At 67.5% G+C, this 15,253-nt stretch carries 15 protein-coding genes; 6 read left to right on the forward strand and 9 right to left on the reverse strand.

The annotated features are described in order from the left end of the window. Positions 1-4: 4 nt before the first annotated feature. Entirely contained in the window at positions 5-970 is a 966-nt protein-coding gene (locus A5727_RS20310) for an alpha/beta hydrolase (RefSeq protein WP_068253960.1), read from the forward strand. 90 nt (positions 971-1,060) lie between these two features. After that, a complete protein-coding gene (locus tag A5727_RS20315) occupies positions 1,061-2,137 on the forward strand; it encodes a hypothetical protein (RefSeq protein ID WP_068253963.1) in 1,077 nt (358 codons plus the stop codon). A gap of 165 nt (positions 2,138-2,302) precedes the next feature. Here A5727_RS20315 and A5727_RS20320 read toward each other — a convergent pair whose 3' ends face one another. Genes A5727_RS20320 through A5727_RS20335 form a run of 4 tightly spaced genes read right to left on the reverse strand, consistent with a single transcriptional unit; the run spans position 2,303 to position 6,136 of the window. Next, positions 2,303-3,895 (reverse strand): FAD-binding protein, encoded by a 1,593-nt coding sequence (locus tag A5727_RS20320; protein ID WP_068253966.1) that lies wholly within the window; start codon positions 3,893-3,895, stop codon positions 2,303-2,305. A 12-nt stretch (positions 3,896-3,907) separates the two neighbouring features. Next, positions 3,908-4,699 (reverse strand): SDR family NAD(P)-dependent oxidoreductase, encoded by a 792-nt coding sequence (locus A5727_RS20325; RefSeq protein ID WP_068253969.1) that lies wholly within the window; start codon positions 4,697-4,699, stop codon positions 3,908-3,910. Beyond that, the gene (locus A5727_RS20330) at positions 4,683-4,943 is read right to left on the reverse strand and encodes a hypothetical protein (protein WP_197507716.1); all 261 of its coding nucleotides are present in this window, start codon (positions 4,941-4,943) and stop codon (positions 4,683-4,685) included. Before A5727_RS20330 ends, A5727_RS20325 begins: the two co-directional genes overlap by 17 nt. Positions 4,944-4,978: 35 nt before the next feature. After that, positions 4,979-6,136, reverse strand: a complete 1,158-nt coding sequence (locus A5727_RS20335) for a 3-ketosteroid-9-alpha-monooxygenase, oxygenase component (RefSeq protein ID WP_068254373.1) — start codon at positions 6,134-6,136, stop codon at positions 4,979-4,981. Positions 6,137-6,269: 133 nt separating this feature from the next. Here A5727_RS20335 and A5727_RS20340 point away from each other — a divergent pair, with 133 nt between their 5' ends. Continuing rightward, positions 6,270-7,949 (forward strand): 3-ketosteroid-delta-1-dehydrogenase, encoded by a 1,680-nt coding sequence (locus tag A5727_RS20340; RefSeq protein WP_068253974.1) that lies wholly within the window; start codon positions 6,270-6,272, stop codon positions 7,947-7,949. A gap of 25 nt (positions 7,950-7,974) precedes the next feature. On the opposite strand, the gene A5727_RS20345 is transcribed toward A5727_RS20340, so the two are convergent. Next, a complete protein-coding gene (locus tag A5727_RS20345; protein WP_068253977.1) occupies positions 7,975-8,661 on the reverse strand; it encodes a PadR family transcriptional regulator in 687 nt (228 codons plus the stop codon). A gap of 165 nt (positions 8,662-8,826) precedes the next feature. Here A5727_RS20345 and A5727_RS20350 point away from each other — a divergent pair, with 165 nt between their 5' ends. Both A5727_RS20350 and A5727_RS20355 read left to right on the forward strand, forming a co-directional pair. Next, positions 8,827-10,371 (forward strand): FAD-binding protein, encoded by a 1,545-nt coding sequence (locus A5727_RS20350; protein ID WP_068254377.1) that lies wholly within the window; start codon positions 8,827-8,829, stop codon positions 10,369-10,371. Then, positions 10,368-10,979: a PaaI family thioesterase gene (locus A5727_RS20355; protein WP_068253980.1), complete on the forward strand. Its 612-nt coding sequence runs from the start codon at positions 10,368-10,370 to the stop codon at positions 10,977-10,979. The genes A5727_RS20350 and A5727_RS20355 overlap by 4 nt, the downstream gene beginning before the upstream one ends. 45 nt (positions 10,980-11,024) lie before the next feature. Here A5727_RS20355 and A5727_RS20360 read toward each other — a convergent pair whose 3' ends face one another. After that, the gene (locus A5727_RS20360; protein WP_068253983.1) at positions 11,025-11,426 is read right to left on the reverse strand and encodes an Rv2576c family protein; all 402 of its coding nucleotides are present in this window, start codon (positions 11,424-11,426) and stop codon (positions 11,025-11,027) included. Continuing rightward, entirely contained in the window at positions 11,419-11,820 is a 402-nt protein-coding gene (locus tag A5727_RS20365; RefSeq protein ID WP_068253986.1) for a hypothetical protein, read from the reverse strand. The genes A5727_RS20360 and A5727_RS20365 overlap by 8 nt, the downstream gene beginning before the upstream one ends. A gap of 145 nt (positions 11,821-11,965) precedes the next feature. Between A5727_RS20365 and A5727_RS20370 the strand changes: the two genes are divergently transcribed. Beyond that, positions 11,966-12,475 (forward strand): Rv2253/PknI dimerization domain-containing protein, encoded by a 510-nt coding sequence (locus A5727_RS20370; RefSeq protein ID WP_068253989.1) that lies wholly within the window; start codon positions 11,966-11,968, stop codon positions 12,473-12,475. Positions 12,476-12,484: 9 nt separating this feature from the next. Here the strand turns inward: A5727_RS20370 and A5727_RS20375 are convergent, their stop codons facing one another. Together A5727_RS20375 and A5727_RS20380 are read right to left on the reverse strand one after the other, a co-directional pair. Next, on the reverse strand, positions 12,485-14,053 hold the full coding sequence (locus A5727_RS20375) for an MCE family protein (RefSeq protein WP_068253992.1): 1,569 nt from the start codon (positions 14,051-14,053) through the stop codon (positions 12,485-12,487). Next, entirely contained in the window at positions 14,053-15,252 is a 1,200-nt protein-coding gene (locus A5727_RS20380; protein ID WP_068254385.1) for an MCE family protein, read from the reverse strand. Before A5727_RS20380 ends, A5727_RS20375 begins: the two co-directional genes overlap by 1 nt. Position 15,253: the final 1 nt, after the last annotated feature.

Genomic DNA, 15,253 nt, shown 5'->3' on the forward strand with positions numbered 1-15,253 from the left:
CACCATGACAGCTTCACACCGACCGGCCCTCGATCCGGATGCGGCGGAGCGGATCGCCTCCTTCGGGCCTCCCACGCCGATGCGCGAACGCGGCCTGCAGGCGGTGCGTGATTCGATCGAGTCGGCTCCCCTGCCGGCCGATATGCCGGTGATGGCCGAGATCGTCGACACCACCGTGCCCGGACCGGGCGGACCGATCCCGGTGCGCATCCACCGTCCCGACGCGGCCGACGCCGCCGCACCGGTGATCGTCCATCTGCACGGCGGTGGTCTGGTCATGGGCTCGAACCACTCGTTCGAGCCCCTCGCCCGCGCGCTGGCGGCGGCCAGTGGTGCGGTGGTGGTGGCGGTGGACTACCGGTTGGCTCCCGAGAACCCGCCGCCCGCACAGTTCGAGGACGCCCTGGCCGTCACCAGATGGGCGGCAGCCGAAGCGGATTCGTTCGGATGGGATCGTCAGCGACTCGTGATCTCCGGCGACAGCGCCGGCGGCGGTCTGGCGGCCGCGGTCGCCCTTGAGGTGCGGGACCACGGCGGACCGGCGATCTTTGCGCAGGTGCTGATGTATCCCGGTGTGGACCGCGACATGGCTGCGCCGTCGGTGCTCGCACTGCCGGACGCCCCGTTGCTCCTCCACGACGACATCGAGTACCTGCACGAACTCGCCGACCTCGGTGCGGGCACGCCGGATGTTCGCCGGGTGCCCGCCTATGCTCGCGATCTGGCTGGGCTGCCGCAGGCCATCGTGGTGACCGCCGAACTCGATCCGATCTCCGGTTGGGGTGAGCGGTACGCCGAACGTCTGCGCGACGCGGGGGTGCAGACCACGATGACCCGCTATCCGGGTATCTACCACGGCTTCCTGATGCGGTCGGAGGCCACCGCGCGCGGGCGGTTGGCGATGGCGGAGATCGGTGCGCTGCTGCGGGCGAAGTTCGCCAATCCACTGCCGTTCTTCAGGTGCGACTGATCTCCCGATGGTTGGACACCTCAGGGTCGAAGCTCAGCGGCAACGCACACAATCGGACGAGATGTACTAACTGAGAATAGGAGTCCTGTGATGCTCACCGAAGAGCGGCGGATGGAGCTGTCCGACATCCTGCGCCCCGCATCGCCGCCCCGCGAGATCGACAACGTCTACACCGACGATCAGCTGCAGCGCCTGTTGGATGTCGTCCGCAAGGACGCTCCGTGGTCACTGATCATCGCCCAGCACTTCGCTTCGCCCGAAGAGTTGATCGCGACGATGAGCGGTGCGTTCCCCGAGGGCTTCGAACCCACCCTGGACCTGTTCCTGACCCCCACCTTCCGCGGGCACCTCGCCAACTACGGCACCCTGCTCTACCCCGAGCTGCATGACTGCTTCTACAACGCGCAGTTCCTCGAGGAGGCGAAGTCGTACTGGAACGCCGAGTACGCCAAGCCGCAGATGATGCTGTTCAACATCAACGGCCCGTGCTGCAACCGCGACCCCGGCCACCTCGATTCGCCGAGCTTCCGCGGTGTGCGTTACGAGAACGCGCCGACGTGGCTGGTGAGCGTGATGGGCAAGTCCGGGCTGTTCCAGGACTACCTGATCAAGATGGCTCAGGTCATCACCTGGTTCTCCCATGACGAGACCAGCGGGTTCACCTACTGGCCCGACGGCCCGCTCAAGGCCCCCCAGCGCGTGCTGCCGCCGGTGTACAACCGCGGTGTCGTGGTGCAGAACGAGATGATGGTGCACCGCGGCGAGGCCAATGGCCCACTGGAGCAGCAGGTTCCGGCCGGGTTGAGCTTCGACACGGTCTTCGCCGGTGATCCTGCCTCACGTGATCACTGGGTGCTGCGCAACGGTGACGACGTCATCGCCCGGCACCACACCGACGAACTGCGGTTCCTGGTGCACTGGTCCGCGGAGGTCTTCTCCGACTACGACGAGCTCAAGAAGAACATGGACCACTCCGACGACCTCACGATCGACAAGGCGATCGATGTGATGGTCGACGACCTGGCCAAAAAGGGCATCAAGATCGACATCCCCAGTGCGCCACTGCACGATCCCGCGTTCATCGGGGCGCTCAATGCCGCCTACGACCTCGGCGGCCCGGCGGTCTACCCCGAAGAGGCACCGCTGAGCGCATTCGTGCTGTCCTAGATCGCCACCTGCATTTCGGCCCCGGACCTCCGTGAGGACTCCGGGGCCGAAGTGTTTTGTGCGGAATTGCAGCCAAAATCGCCGAAAAGCCTGCGATTCCGCACAATTTGGCGGGATGTCAGGGGCGGCGCAGCAGAACCGTCGGGGGGCGGCGCAGCAGAACCGTCAGCCCACTCGCGTGGCCGCGTCCGCTCCGGCGCGCCGGCCGCTGAACACGCAGTCCGAGATCGACAGGCCGCTGACGTAGCTGTTCGAACACACGCCGACGGCATTGCGTCCCGCGGCGTAGAGGCCGGCGACCACACCACCGTCTCGATGCACCACCGCACCGGTGTCCTCGTCGACGACCAGGCCACCGAGCGTCAAGCCGGGAATCGGGTAGAAGAGTGACGAATCCACGGAGATGTTGATCGAGTAGAACGGCCCGCGCTCCAGCGGCGGGCACAGCGATGGGTCCTTGTGGGCGGGATCGCCGGCACCGCTGGCGATCCCGCGGTTGTACTCGTCGACGGTCTTGCGCAGACCGGTCGGGTCGATGCCGTTCTTCTGGGCGATTCCTTCGATCGAGCTCGCCTTCTTGTGTCCAATGGACCGCAGGTACCAGATCTGGAGTCGCTGGAACACCTGAGTCTGTTCCTTGATCTGAGACTTGATCTTCCGCCACGTGGCGGCGTCGTAGATCGCCCACCCGGTGCCCCCGAACTCACGCATCATCACGTTGCCGTGGGTGGCTCCGTAGAGATCCTCGTTGACGATGCGCCGGCCGTCCGCACCAACGGTGAGCCCCTCCAGGAATGCACTGGGTGGCGAGAGGAATCGCCAGGCGGTGACGTTGCCCATCTTGTCGGTCACACCACCCGCATCCAGGCCGAGTCGAATCCCGGTGCCGTCGTCGCCCACAGTTCCCAGCGGCGAGATCGCCACGAACTCCGGCGCGTACCGCTTCACCCAGTCGCGGTTGTTGATGAACCCGCCGGCGGCGAGAATCACCGCGTCGGCGCGCGCTTCCGTCTCGACACTGGCCGCGGCGCGCAGTCGTTCGGCGCGGTCGACTGCACCGGCGACCACACTCGGCATCCACGTACCGAGCTTTCCGGTGGTTGCGGAGATGCGCCGATGTCGGCGTGCATTGCGGTGCTTGGGATTCAACACCGTGTACCGGACCCCGGTGACACGGCCGTCCTGGGCCTGGATCAGGGAGTGCACGTGCGCCAGCGGGACGAAGTGAACACCCTTGGCCAGTGCGGAGTCCCGCAGGCGTTCGAACAGGACGCGACCGGAGCTCATGCCCGGTGCCAGCACGCGGTGACCGCGGGGGGCCGGTTGGGCGTGGTCGGCATACGGGTGGGCCTTCTCGTTGCCCGAGTAGTAGAGGTAGTTGTCATCGGTGGGGTACGAGGTCTTGTACGACGGCACCGTACCGCCTCGGAACTCCACCCCCTGGGCTTTGAGCCAGTCGATCAGCCCGGGACTCTGCTCACAGAATCGGGTCAGGGTCTCGGGTTTGACGGCGCCCGCCACCTCCTGCTCGAGGTAGGCCCGCATGTTCTCCACGCTGTCCTGGTAGCCGCCCGCCCGCTGCTCCGCGGTTCCGGCACCGGCGTAGACGATGCCGCCGGAGTACGCCGTGGCGCCGCCTCCGTAGCCGCGGTCGAGCACCAGCACTCGGGCACCGCGGTCGGCGGCTTCGATCGCTGCGGCAGCGCCGGCAGCCCCGAAACCGACGACGATGACGTCATACTCGCGACTTGTCGACATCGATACTTCCTGTCAGAGAACGGATTTGATCTGCTTGGCCACCAGTCGAGTGGTCCGCCGCGGGGCGATGCGGGACAGCGCGTAGAGAGCATGGGCGTCCGCACCGATGATCACCCGGTATCGGTTCTTCGCGATTCCGTCGACGATCCTCCTGCCGGCCACCTCGGGAGTGGTGGCCAGGACTCGTCGACCTCCGGCGTCGAGCATCTCCACTCCGGAGTTCTGCGCCAGATTGGTCGAGACATTGCCCGGAAACACCGTTACGACACGGATATTGGTGTCCGCGAGTTCACCGTCCAGCCCTTCGCTGAACTGTTTCACCGCGCCCTTGCTTGCGCTGTAGAGCACCTGACTGGCGAACGGCACCAGGGCCGACAGGCTGGACATGTTGGTGATGTTGGCCTCCGGCCGCAACACCAGGATCGGCAGGAACGCCCGGCACATCGCGACGGTGCCGGTGTAGTTCACCGCCATCACCCGATCGGCATGGTCTGACTCAAGATCGGCGAACAGCGCGAATCTCTGGGCGATTCCGGCGATGTTCACCAAGCCGTCGACCTGACCATGAAAGTCGACGACCGCAGCCGGCAGCGCTGACACCGCGTCTCGGTCGGTGATGTTCAGGACGTGCGTCGACATCCGAGTCCCGGTGCCGCGGGCGAGGTCGGCAGTGGCCGCGAGTCCGGCTTGGTCGAGGTCGACGGCCGCGACGTGCGCTCCTCGCCGGCTCAGGCCCAGCGCGACCTCGCGGCCCATCCCATTGCCGGCGCCGGTGACGACGAAGACCTTATCCGCGATGCGCATGCGACTGCTCTGCACTGTGGGAGGGCGATTCGGCCTCATCGAGCACCGGCAGCGTGCCCTGCAGCACCGCGGTCTCGATCGCGGAGCGCAGCTGCGGGCACAGCGTCAGCTCCTGTGCCGCAGCACCGTTCGACCGAGCGCAGCGCGCCACCGCGTCGGCGTTCCACTGCACGCTGGTCTGCTCCCAGCTGCTCTTGCGCACCAGCACGCGTGCCCCGCATGTCCCGCACTCGACCGGCCGCATCGGCGTGTCCGCCAACCGGTTGTCGGGGCGCACGGTCACTTGTTCACGCCCACCAGCCTCGGCAGGCGGCCCGCGGCGATGTTGTCCTCGACCTCCTTCATCCACGCCTCACGGGGACGCGTGGTGTCGATCTCGAACTCGAAGCGGTCCACCATATCCGGGGTGACGTCGGCGACGTCGACGTAGAACTGCTCGTACCACCGCCGCAGCTGATAGACCGGGCCGTCCTCTTCGCACAACAGGGGGTTGTCGATGCGCGCCTTGCGCCGCCAGATGGCCACGTCCTGCTCGAAGCCCATCTTGACGAAGTCGCCCAGTGCGATCGCCATCTGCATCGCGACGTCCTCGGGGACCGCCTCCGACTTCTCCACCGTGATCCCGTACTGCAGCACAAAGGAGTTGGCGTCGATCGGGTAGTGGCAGTTGAGCAGAACGGTGCGCTGGTCGCCGTGCTCGTAGTGGTAGGTCAGCTCGTCGATCATGAACGACGGACCATAGTAGGAGGCCACCGACGTGGTGCCGAGAATCTCGGCCCCCTCACCCGACCCGAGATCCGGTCGCGCCTCGCTCTTGTAGTACTGCGTGGCCACGTGGCCCTCGAAGATGTTCTTGAATCCCGTCGGGAGGCCGCCGTGGATGTAGAAGAAGTGAGCCATATCCACGATGTTGTCGATGATCTCGCGACAGTTGGTGTGGACGGTCGTGGTGTACCAGTGCCAGTCCGTCCACTGGTCGGTGCCGACACCCTCGATTCTGGGGATCGTGACGTCGGCGGGCGGCGCCTTCTTCTCCGGGTCGTTCCAGACGAACAACATGCCGTCCTGCTCCAGGGTGGGCCAGGTGGCGGTGCGCGCGAGTTTCGGGACCCGGCGGCTGTAGGGGATCTGCTTGCACCGACCGTCGCCGCCCCAGCGCCAGTCGTGGAACGGGCAGGCGACTTCGTTGCCCTTGACCTCGCCATCGGACAGGTCGCCGCCCATGTGCCGGCAGTATGCGTCGAGCACGTTGATCTTGCCGTCCTCACCGCGGAACACCACCAGTTTGCCGCCGAACGCGCTGATGGCGTGCGGCTTTCCGTCGCCCAGTTCGCGCGTCAGGCCGATGCAGTGCCACCCCCGCGCGTACCGGGTGGGTGCGGCCTGCGCCTCAATCTGGCGAACCTCTTCGACGCCGTCGGGCTGCAACGAAGTCATTTCGGCCATCCTCGGTGTTGGTGCTGTCAGGAACATCCCCGTTCTAACACCGGAGCACCGGCGTGCCGGGGTCATGTTCCACTGACCGGGCAGGGCCCAGACACCGCGCACCAGCGGTTGTGAGAATCGGCCGGTGAACGATCCGCAGAACCTCACCGTCGATCTGCTCGTTGTCGGCTCCGGCACCGGCATGGCCGCGGCGCTGGCCGCCCATGAGCTCGGGCTGTCGACGCTGATCGTGGAGAAGACGGCCTTCGTCGGCGGGTCCACCGCACGTTCCGGCGGTGCGTTCTGGATGCCGGCCAACCCCATCCTGGCCGAGTCCGGATCCGACGACACCCTGGCCGCCGGACACACCTACATGGACGCCGTGGTCGGCGACGCCGCGCCGCTGGACCGCGCCCACGCCTTCGTCGACAACGGGGCGGCGACCATCGAGATGCTTCGCCGCACGACGCCCATGAAGTTCCTGTGGGCCAAGGAGTACTCCGACTACCACCCGGAATCACCCGGCGGCAGCGCATTGGGCCGGACCTGCGAATGTCGCCCGTTCAACACCGCTGTCCTGGGGCCGGAGTTGGCACGTCTGCGGCCTGGGGTGATGAAGTCTTCATTCCCCATGCCGGTGACCGGCGCCGACTACCGGTGGCTCAACCTGATGGCCAGGGTGCCGCGAAAGGCGATACCGCGAATTCTGCTGCGCGCCTTCCAGGGCATCGGCGGCCTTGCCCTGCGCCGGCGGTATGCGGCGGGCGGGCAGGCCTTGGCGGCAGGGATGTTCGCCGGGGTGCTGCGGGCCGGCATTCCCGTGTGGACCGATTCGCCCGTCACCGACCTGGTCCTCGAGGGTGATCGGGTGGCCGGCGCGGTGGTGAAACGAGGCAACGCCGAGGTCACCGTGACGGCCCGCCGCGGTGTGGTGCTGGCCGCGGGCGGCTTCGACCACCAGATGAGCTGGCGGCACAAGTTCCAGTCCGAATCCCTTGGGGAGCACGCCAGCCTGGGCGCCGAGGGAAACACCGGCGACGGCATCCGGCTTGCACAGGAGGCCTGCGGGGCCGACATCGGCCTGATGGACCAGGCCTGGTGGTTCCCCGCCTTCGCCCCACTGCCCGGTGGTGACCCGACCGTCATGCTCGCCGAACGGTCTCTCCCGGGCTGTCTCCTGGTGGACCAGACCGGCAGTCGCTTCATCAACGAGGCCATGGACTACATGTCCTTTGGTCAGAAGGTGCTCGAACGCGAACGTGCAGGCAATCCTGTCGAAGAGATGTGGATGCTCTTCGATCAGCAGTATCGGAACAGCTATGTCCTTGCCGCGGAGCTGTTTCCGCGGATGCCGATTCCGCAGACGTGGTACGACGCCGGAATCGCGCACCGCAGTGACGACCTGGCGTCGCTGGCGCGAGGGATGGGTGTGGACCCGCAGAACCTGGTGTCCACCATGGATCGCTTCAACACCCTCGCGCGGTCGGGCGTCGACACCGACTTCGGCCGCGGGACCAGTGCGTATGACCGCTACTACGGTGATCCGACCGTGACCCCCAATCCCAACCTTCGGCGGCTGGACGCGGGCCCCTACTACGCCGTCAAGGTGGTGCTCAGCGACCTGGGCACCTGCGGCGGGCTGCGCGCCGATGCCCTGGGCCGGGTGCTGCGTGAGGACGCCTCGGTGATCGACGGGCTCTATGCGATCGGCAACACGGCCGCGAACACGTTCGGTGCCAGCTATCCGGGCGCCGGCGCGACCATCGGGCAGGGGCTGGTGTTCGGTTACGTCGCGGCGCAGCACGCCGCAGGCAGACTCGGCTGAGCCCGGCGGCGACCATCCGCGTCGGTCAGTCGTCGGTGGCGTCCACGGCCGCGGGATCTTCGGCGGCGATGCGCCGTTCGACCTCGTACCAGTACTCCCGCACCGGGAACTGGATGTCCTGCCGGTCGGGATCGGTGAGCGCCTCCTCGACGGCGTCGAGGTCCTTGATCATCTGCAGCGCCAGTTCGCGTTCTGACGCGTAGTACCGTTCCGACCATTTCAGGGCCAGCCCAGCGTAGGACCAGGCGGGTTGATCCGCGGTCCAGCGCGCCTCGGTGGCGGCGGCCTGGTGCATGCGGTCGGCATAGGCGGCATGCTCGACGAGGACCTCTCGCAGCCGGCCAGGCTTCAGCAGATGTCCGAGCATCACCCGCAGCAGCGGATTGTGTTTGAGTGTGGGCGGTTCGACGGCCTCCTCGTTGGCCCAGCGTGTGACCGCGTCCAAGCCCTCGGGAGTGATCTTGTACATCCGGCGGCTGCGCGCGCCCCCGTCGACCCGGGAACTCACCAGGCCCTGCCGCTCCAACCGTTTCAGTTCGGAGTAGATCTGGCTGTAGGCCGGACTGGAGTAGAAGAACTGGATGGCCCAGTTGATCCACTTCTTGATGTCGTATCCAGACAGTTCGTCACCGCCGGAAAGCATCCCCAGCAACGCCCAACCGGTGGGTGAGGCACTCACCCCACCAGGTACGTCGTCGGCAGCTTCCGTCACTCACCAAGGCTAACAACCATCGCGCGGGACATCCTGCCCCCGCTACCGCTGACCGGGAAGGATGCTTGCACAACACGGCTTCAACGCCGACAGTGCAGAGGAGCTTCGCACTGCGCAACCCGAGGAGAGGTATGTCTGACGCTGCGTTCGGGTCCGGTGGTTGACGTGCCTGAATTCGATGCGGTCTTCGATGTCGTCGTGGCCGGCTCCGGTGGTGGCATCGCCGGCGCGTACACGGCAGCAAGGGAGGGACTTTCGGTTCTTCTCGTAGAGGCCAGTGACCAGTTCGGCGGTACCACGGCGTACTCCGGCGGAGGCGGCATGTGGTATCCGTGCAACCCCGTACTGCAGCGGGCGGGTACCGACGACACCCTCGATGAGGCCCTCACGTACTTCCACGCCGTGGTCGGCGACCGCACTCCCCGGGACCTGCAGGAGGCCTACGTCCGCGGCGGCGCGCCGTTCATCGAGTACCTGGAGAAGGACTCGGCGTTCGAATTCACGGTGCTGCCCTGGCCGGACTACTACGGCAGCGCTCCCGGCGCCCGCAACGACGGCTACCGCCACACCGTCCCGGTACCTGTCCCCGACTCCGCTCTGGGGCAGTACAGCGGCCTGGTCCGGGGACCACTCGACACCGAACGTCTCGGCGCGCCCGCCCCTGACCTCTTGACGGGGGGCCGGGCGCTGGTCGGACGGTTCCTCGCAGCGCTGGACAAACTCGCCAACGCCGCGTGTTGGCGCAACGCGCCGCTCACCGAACTGATCGTCGAGGACGGCACCGTGGTCGGCGCCGTCGTCGAACAGGACGGCAGGCCCGTCCGGGTCCAGGCCCGACGGGGTGTCCTGCTGGCCGCGGGAGGGTTCGAGCAGAACGCCACGATGCGTTCTGAGCACGGCGTGCCCGGCCGCGTCGACGACACCATGGGTGCACCCCCCAACACCGGAAGAACCCATCAGGCCGCCATGGCGGCGGGCGCCGACACCGACCTGATGGACCAGGCCTGGTGGTCACCGGGCATGACGCATCCCGACGGTCGATCCGCCTTCGCGCTGTGGTTCACCGGCGGCATCTTCGTCAATCAGGACGGCCGCCGCTTCGTCAACGAGTCGGCCCCGTACGACCGGCTGGGCCGTGAGGTGATCCGCCAGATCGAGTCCGGTGAGGCCGTGCTGCCGTTCTGGATGGTGTACGACAACCGGGCCGGTGACATCCCGCCCGTGGGTGCCACGAACGTGTCGATGGTCGACCCGGCCCAGTACCGGGACGCCGGACTCTGGCACAGCGCCGACACCATCGGTGAACTCGCCGAGGCGATCGGGGTGCCTGCGGAGAATCTCGCGGCGACGATCGAACGGTTCAACGCACTGGCTTCCGAGGGCGTCGACAGCGACTTCGGCCGCGGTGACGAACCCTACGACCGGGTCTTCACCGGCGGTGCCTCACCGCTCGTCCCGATCGACACCCCGCCGTATCACGCTGCGGCGTTTGGACTCTCTGATCTCGGGACCAAGGGCGGCCTGCGCACCGACACACACGCCCGCGTGCTCGACCGCGACGGCGCGCCGATCCCGGGGTTGTACGCGGCCGGCAACACCATGGCGGCGGTCAGCGGCACCACCTACCCCGGTGGCGGCAATCCCATCGGCGCTTCAATGCTGTTCAGCCACTTGGCCGCCCTCGACATGGCGGCCGGGACGACTCGGTGAATCAGCCACTGGTCCCGGAGGACGCTGCGCGCGTCGAAGAGACCTTCGGCCCGTTGACGCAGTCTGTGCGCAGACTCATCGACGTCGCGATTCGCAGTCAGGCCGACGAAACGGATGTCCGACGGGCGCACGCGCTGATCGACGAGGCCGCCGCACTGCTGAGTTCGCGACTGGACCCCGAACCCTTCGGTGTCAGGTCCACCACCGACGGCCGCACCCTCACCTGGGGCAACGTGGTCATCGGCATGCGGAACGCGATCGCCCCGCCGCTGCGGGTGCGGCGGGACGAGAGTGGCCGGGCGACCGCCGAACTCACGCTCGGTGCCCCGTACGAAGGCCCGCCCGGGCTCGTTCACGGCGGCGTGTGCGCACTGCTGCTCGACCATGTGCTCAGCGCCACCGCACACCGCCCCGGTGTGCCGGCGTTCACCGGCACTCTCACGGTGCGCTACGTGGCACCGACCCGCCTGGGTCCGCTGCGGGTGGAGGCGTGGACCCACCGCGAGGACGGCGGGAAAACCTATGCGAAAGGCCACATTCTGGACGTCGCCGGAGCGGTGACGGTCGAGGCCGAGGGCGTCTTCATCCGCCCCAAGCCGAGGGCGTGACCGCGACTCCGGCGCCCCGGATCTGGCGGTGGCGGACCTCCGGACTCACCAATGGCGCAGCGCGCACAGTGCCCCCTTGGGGCCGTCCGCGGTCGACACCACCACTCCGTCCACCGACAGTTCGCACCGGAACCTCGGTTCGGTGGGCTGCTGGCCACTGGTCGCCGAAACCATCGCCCAGCGATCGGGGTCGAGCAGCGTGGTGTGCAGCACCCACGGCCGATCCGGACCGACGTCGACACGAACCCTGGGACTGAACACATACGGGTTGTGGCTGTAGTCGGCCCACGTCGGCGGGTCGACGTCCCGATAGTAGATGTCGGCTGTCACAGCGGTTTCCGCCGTCACGGTGTAGGTGATCTGATGTGGTGCGGGCGTGTCCGCGATCGCTGGGGCCGCGGTCCCCACGGCGACGAGCGGGAGCAGCACCGACAGAAATCTACGCATCCCCACGTCTCCATCGCGGCGCGCCGTCCTGCGACTGACAGATGAGGAACAGGCCGTCCGGTGCCTGGGCAACCCACCGCTCGTAACCAGCGCAGTCCGCGTCGAGTTCCTTGATTCCGGCCATCGACGGTGACCTGAAGTACCGCGGCTCATACCGGCGCGGCGACCCACAGAACACCAGCCTGCCCGGAAGCGTCGACGGCCCTGCGACTGCCGTACCGAACACGAAGTACGCGGTGTCCGCACATGGTGCACCAAGGACCACCCCGGGGGTGATGCCGGGTGTGCACGTCGGACCGTCGCACGACACCGGGTCAGCGTTGGCGGGCGCGGCCACGGCCACGGCCAGCGAGGCCACCACCGACACGCCCGCCACAACGACATTGACTCGCACAACCAGGCACTCTGGCAGGTGGTGCGGGGTCGCAGAGGATGACGGCCCACTGAGCGGACACGCGGGACCGTCGCCGCAGGTCTCCGGTGGTTGACTTCGATCGCCCCCATGTCCCGTGCCGCCAGGCCCGTTCGAGGAGCAGGCAATGCCGCGTGTTTCCACCATCGTGACCGCCGCCGTCGTCGCCCTCGGCGGTGTCTGCACCAGTGCCGTCGCGTCGGCCGACAATCCGGCGTGGGGCCTCAACGGCACCTACACCGCGACCTCCAACGGCGAGTGGGCCCGCAAGAACGAGGTGTTCCACGATCAGGCCAGCCTGCGCAGCACCTGGACCGTGAACACCACCTGCAGTTATCCGGGCGAGTGCACCGGCACGGTCGTCAGTGACTGGGGCTGGACCGCGCCGATCTACCAGAAGAGCGGCATCTGGTACGTCAAGCACACCGTCGAGGACTGGATCCCCTGCCCGGACGGCAGCACCGCCCCTGGGCTGCAGACCTTCCGGTTCAAGCCGATGACACCCGAGGGCGCCTACTTCGACCCGACCTCGACGACGCTGGTCGGCGAGGACATCACCACCGGTCCCAGCGGCGCCTGCGGCGTGAACAAGCCGGTGTACATCAACATGCCGTTCAAGCTCGTCAAGGTCGGCTGAGTCCGCGCTTCACTGCGGCAGCAGGTCCTGGAAACTCGTCGGTGCGGGCTGCGCCAAGTCGGACTGCTGATACACCTTGCCGTCGGGCCCGGCGTACTGCCCGGTGCTCGGGTTGTAGGTCGCGAACGCCACCGAGGGCTCGGTCCCTCCGGAGGGTTCCGTCACCGAGGCGGGCGCCACCGGGTCCACCGGCGGAGCGGGGTCTGCGGGCGGGGCGACTGGGTCCACCGGTGGGGCTGCTGGGCCGGCGCCCTCGACACCGGCCGGCGGCATCGGAGTGCCCTCGGCGGGACCGAAGATGTTCTCCTGGAAGTTGATCCGGTCATCCGGCGGAACGCCCTGCGCGATCAGACCGGGATCGATCGGGTAGGGGCCCAGCACGTGCTGCCGCATCGCCAGCGGCTCAAAGGGCTTGTCGCTCTCACAGATCTCGACGGTCGGCGCCCGCTTGCCCGGCTGAGCCATGCACGGGAAGTTTCGCGCGCCGCGCACACCGATGGGTGAGTCCTGCGGCAGCTTGCAGTACAGCCCGTCCGGGGTGTCCACATCGGTGAGGTCAGCGGGCGACCGCCAGGACGACGGCGGCAGGAACCCCACCGTGCACGCCGGCGGATCACCGAGCGTCAGACTGAACTCCGAAAGCGCCATGCCGGTGGGGTTGTTCAGCGATGACCCGTACGACTGGGTCGCCGCCAGGTACGGCGGCAGCAGCACCAGAAGCTGTTCGATCGACGGATGGTAAGTGACGCCGATCTGGCCTACGGTGGTCAAATTCGCCAGCAGCACCGGCAGCGTCGGCTTGACCTGGTTGAGCAGGCGCGACGCCTCGTCGGCGGCACCCGCACCGGTTGTGAGAATCGTCCGGACCTCGGCATCGCGCGTCGCGACCTGTCCGGTGATGCCGGCCAAGCTGCGCGCCCAGGTTCGGATCGCCTCGGTGCTCTGCGCCTGCCCGTCGAGCAGCGGTCGGCTGTCGTCGATCAGAGTGCGCGCGTTGTCGGCGGCACCGTTGAGGTCGGCGGCGAGGCGGCTCGAGGAGTCGAACAGCGAACCCAGATCGTCACCAGTCCCGTTGAGCGCCTTGAAGGATTCATCGAGCAGTCCGGTGAGCTTGGTGGTGGGGATGCTGTCGACCAGTGCGCTCATCTGGTCGAGCATCGGCCCGACGGGCTGGGGCAGCGACGCGTTCTCCGCGGTGATCACCGAACCGTCCTGCAGGTGCGGTCCCCCCTCGGCGCGCGGGACCAGGTCGACGTACTGCTCGCCGACCGCCGACACACTGCGCACGTTCGCCTGCAGGTCCGCCGGGATCTTCGGCGACCTCTGCAGTGACATGGTCACCACGGCGCCCCCACGGGTGGGACGGATGTCGGTGACCTTGCCCACCTCGACGCCGCGGTAGGTGACGTTCGAGAAGCGGTACAGGCCACCGGTGTTCGGCACCTCGAGCTTCACCGTGATCCGCCCGATGCCGAGCAGCACCGGTGCCTGCATGTAGACGAAGACCATCGCGCCGACGCCGATCACCGAAGCGATCGAGAAGATGATCAGCTGGTTGCGGACGAAGCGGGTCAACATCAGCTTCCTCCTTCAGTGGGCGCCTCGACAGCGGCCGCCGGGGTCGCAGGCCCGGTCGGCGGGTCAACCAGCGGTGGGATGGTGGCGACCTCGGTGGGAAGGGGCGTCAGTGGTGCCTGGAGCGGATCCCGGGTGTAGGTGGAGTACCAGGGGTCGCCCGGTGCCGGCACCAGCGAGGCACCCGGTTCACCCCACCGGGTGCCCAGCAGAATGCCGCTCTTGAGCCGCGGAATGGTGAAGTCGAAGACGATGAACTGGTTCATGAAGTCACCGCGGATGCCGCGGTCGATGAAGTCCTGGGTGTAGGGGTAGGTCGGCAGGTAGGACAGGGCCGTCATCAGATCGGGCCCGACGTCGGCCAGCGCGCGCACCGTGGGCTCGAGATTCTTGAGGTTCCGGACGATGTCGGCGTGCGACTCGTTGATCAGTTGCGTTGCGGTGTTGCTGAATCCGCCCAACTTCTCGAGCGCGGTGGTGATGCGTGGCCGCTGCGCGTTGAGCACCTCAAGGGCCTTGGGGATGCGGTCGAGGGCCGAGGTGAGCACCGGCCGCTGCCCGGCGAAGGTCTCCGCCAGGCGGTTCAGTGACGAGATCGAGGCGATGATGTTGTCGTGCTGGTTGTCCAGCAGGCCGACCACGGTGTTCATCCGGGTGAGAAGATCGCGGACCTGAACCGCGCGCCCGTCCAGCGCCGCGTTGAAGTTGTGGATGATGTCGCCGATGTGGGTGAGTCCGCCGCCGTTGACCACCACCGACAGCGACGACAGGGTCTGCTCGGTGGACGGGTACGTCGACGTCTTGGCCAGCGGAATGGTTGACCCCGCGGGCAGGTGGCCGGTCGGCTCCTCGCCCACCGGCGGGTCGAGGGCAAGGTGCATCGACCCCAACAGGCTGGTCTGGCCCACCGTCGCGACGGCGTTCGCCGGCACCACCGCGTCGGGCTGCACCGACACCTCGACGGCGGCCCGCCAGTTGTCGACGGTCATCGTGCGAACGGCTCCGACCACCACGTCACCCACCATGACGGGCGAATTCGATTCCAGCGTGCCGACATTGGCGATCTCGACGTGATAGGTGATGGCATCGGATCCGGTTCCCACCGTGCCGGGCAGCGGCAGGGAGTTGAGCCCGTCGAACGCGCAACCCGACGTCACCAGGGCTGTGCAGCACGTGGCCGCCAGCAGGCGGCGCACCGGCATC

This window comes from Mycobacterium sp. ACS4331 (assembly GCF_001667265.1).
In the GTDB taxonomy this organism is placed as follows: Bacteria; Actinomycetota; Actinomycetes; order Mycobacteriales; family Mycobacteriaceae; genus Mycobacterium.

Coding starts and splice junctions, on each gene's coding strand:
- A5727_RS20310 (WP_068253960.1), top strand. CDS start 5: ATGACAGCTTCACACCGACCGGCCCTCGATCCGGATGCGGCGGAGCGG.
- A5727_RS20315 (WP_068253963.1), top strand. CDS start 1,061: ATGCTCACCGAAGAGCGGCGGATGGAGCTGTCCGACATCCTGCGCCCC.
- A5727_RS20320 (WP_068253966.1), bottom strand. CDS start 3,895: ATGTCGACAAGTCGCGAGTATGACGTCATCGTCGTCGGTTTCGGGGCT.
- A5727_RS20325 (WP_068253969.1), bottom strand. CDS start 4,699: ATGCGCATCGCGGATAAGGTCTTCGTCGTCACCGGCGCCGGCAATGGG.
- A5727_RS20330 (WP_197507716.1), bottom strand. CDS start 4,943: ATGCGGCCGGTCGAGTGCGGGACATGCGGGGCACGCGTGCTGGTGCGC.
- A5727_RS20335 (WP_068254373.1), bottom strand. CDS start 6,136: ATGACTTCGTTGCAGCCCGACGGCGTCGAAGAGGTTCGCCAGATTGAG.
- A5727_RS20360 (WP_068253983.1), bottom strand. CDS start 11,426: ATGCGTAGATTTCTGTCGGTGCTGCTCCCGCTCGTCGCCGTGGGGACC.
- A5727_RS20370 (WP_068253989.1), top strand. CDS start 11,966: ATGCCGCGTGTTTCCACCATCGTGACCGCCGCCGTCGTCGCCCTCGGC.
- A5727_RS20375 (WP_068253992.1), bottom strand. CDS start 14,053: ATGTTGACCCGCTTCGTCCGCAACCAGCTGATCATCTTCTCGATCGCT.
- A5727_RS20380 (WP_068254385.1), bottom strand. CDS start 15,252: ATGCCGGTGCGCCGCCTGCTGGCGGCCACGTGCTGCACAGCCCTGGTG.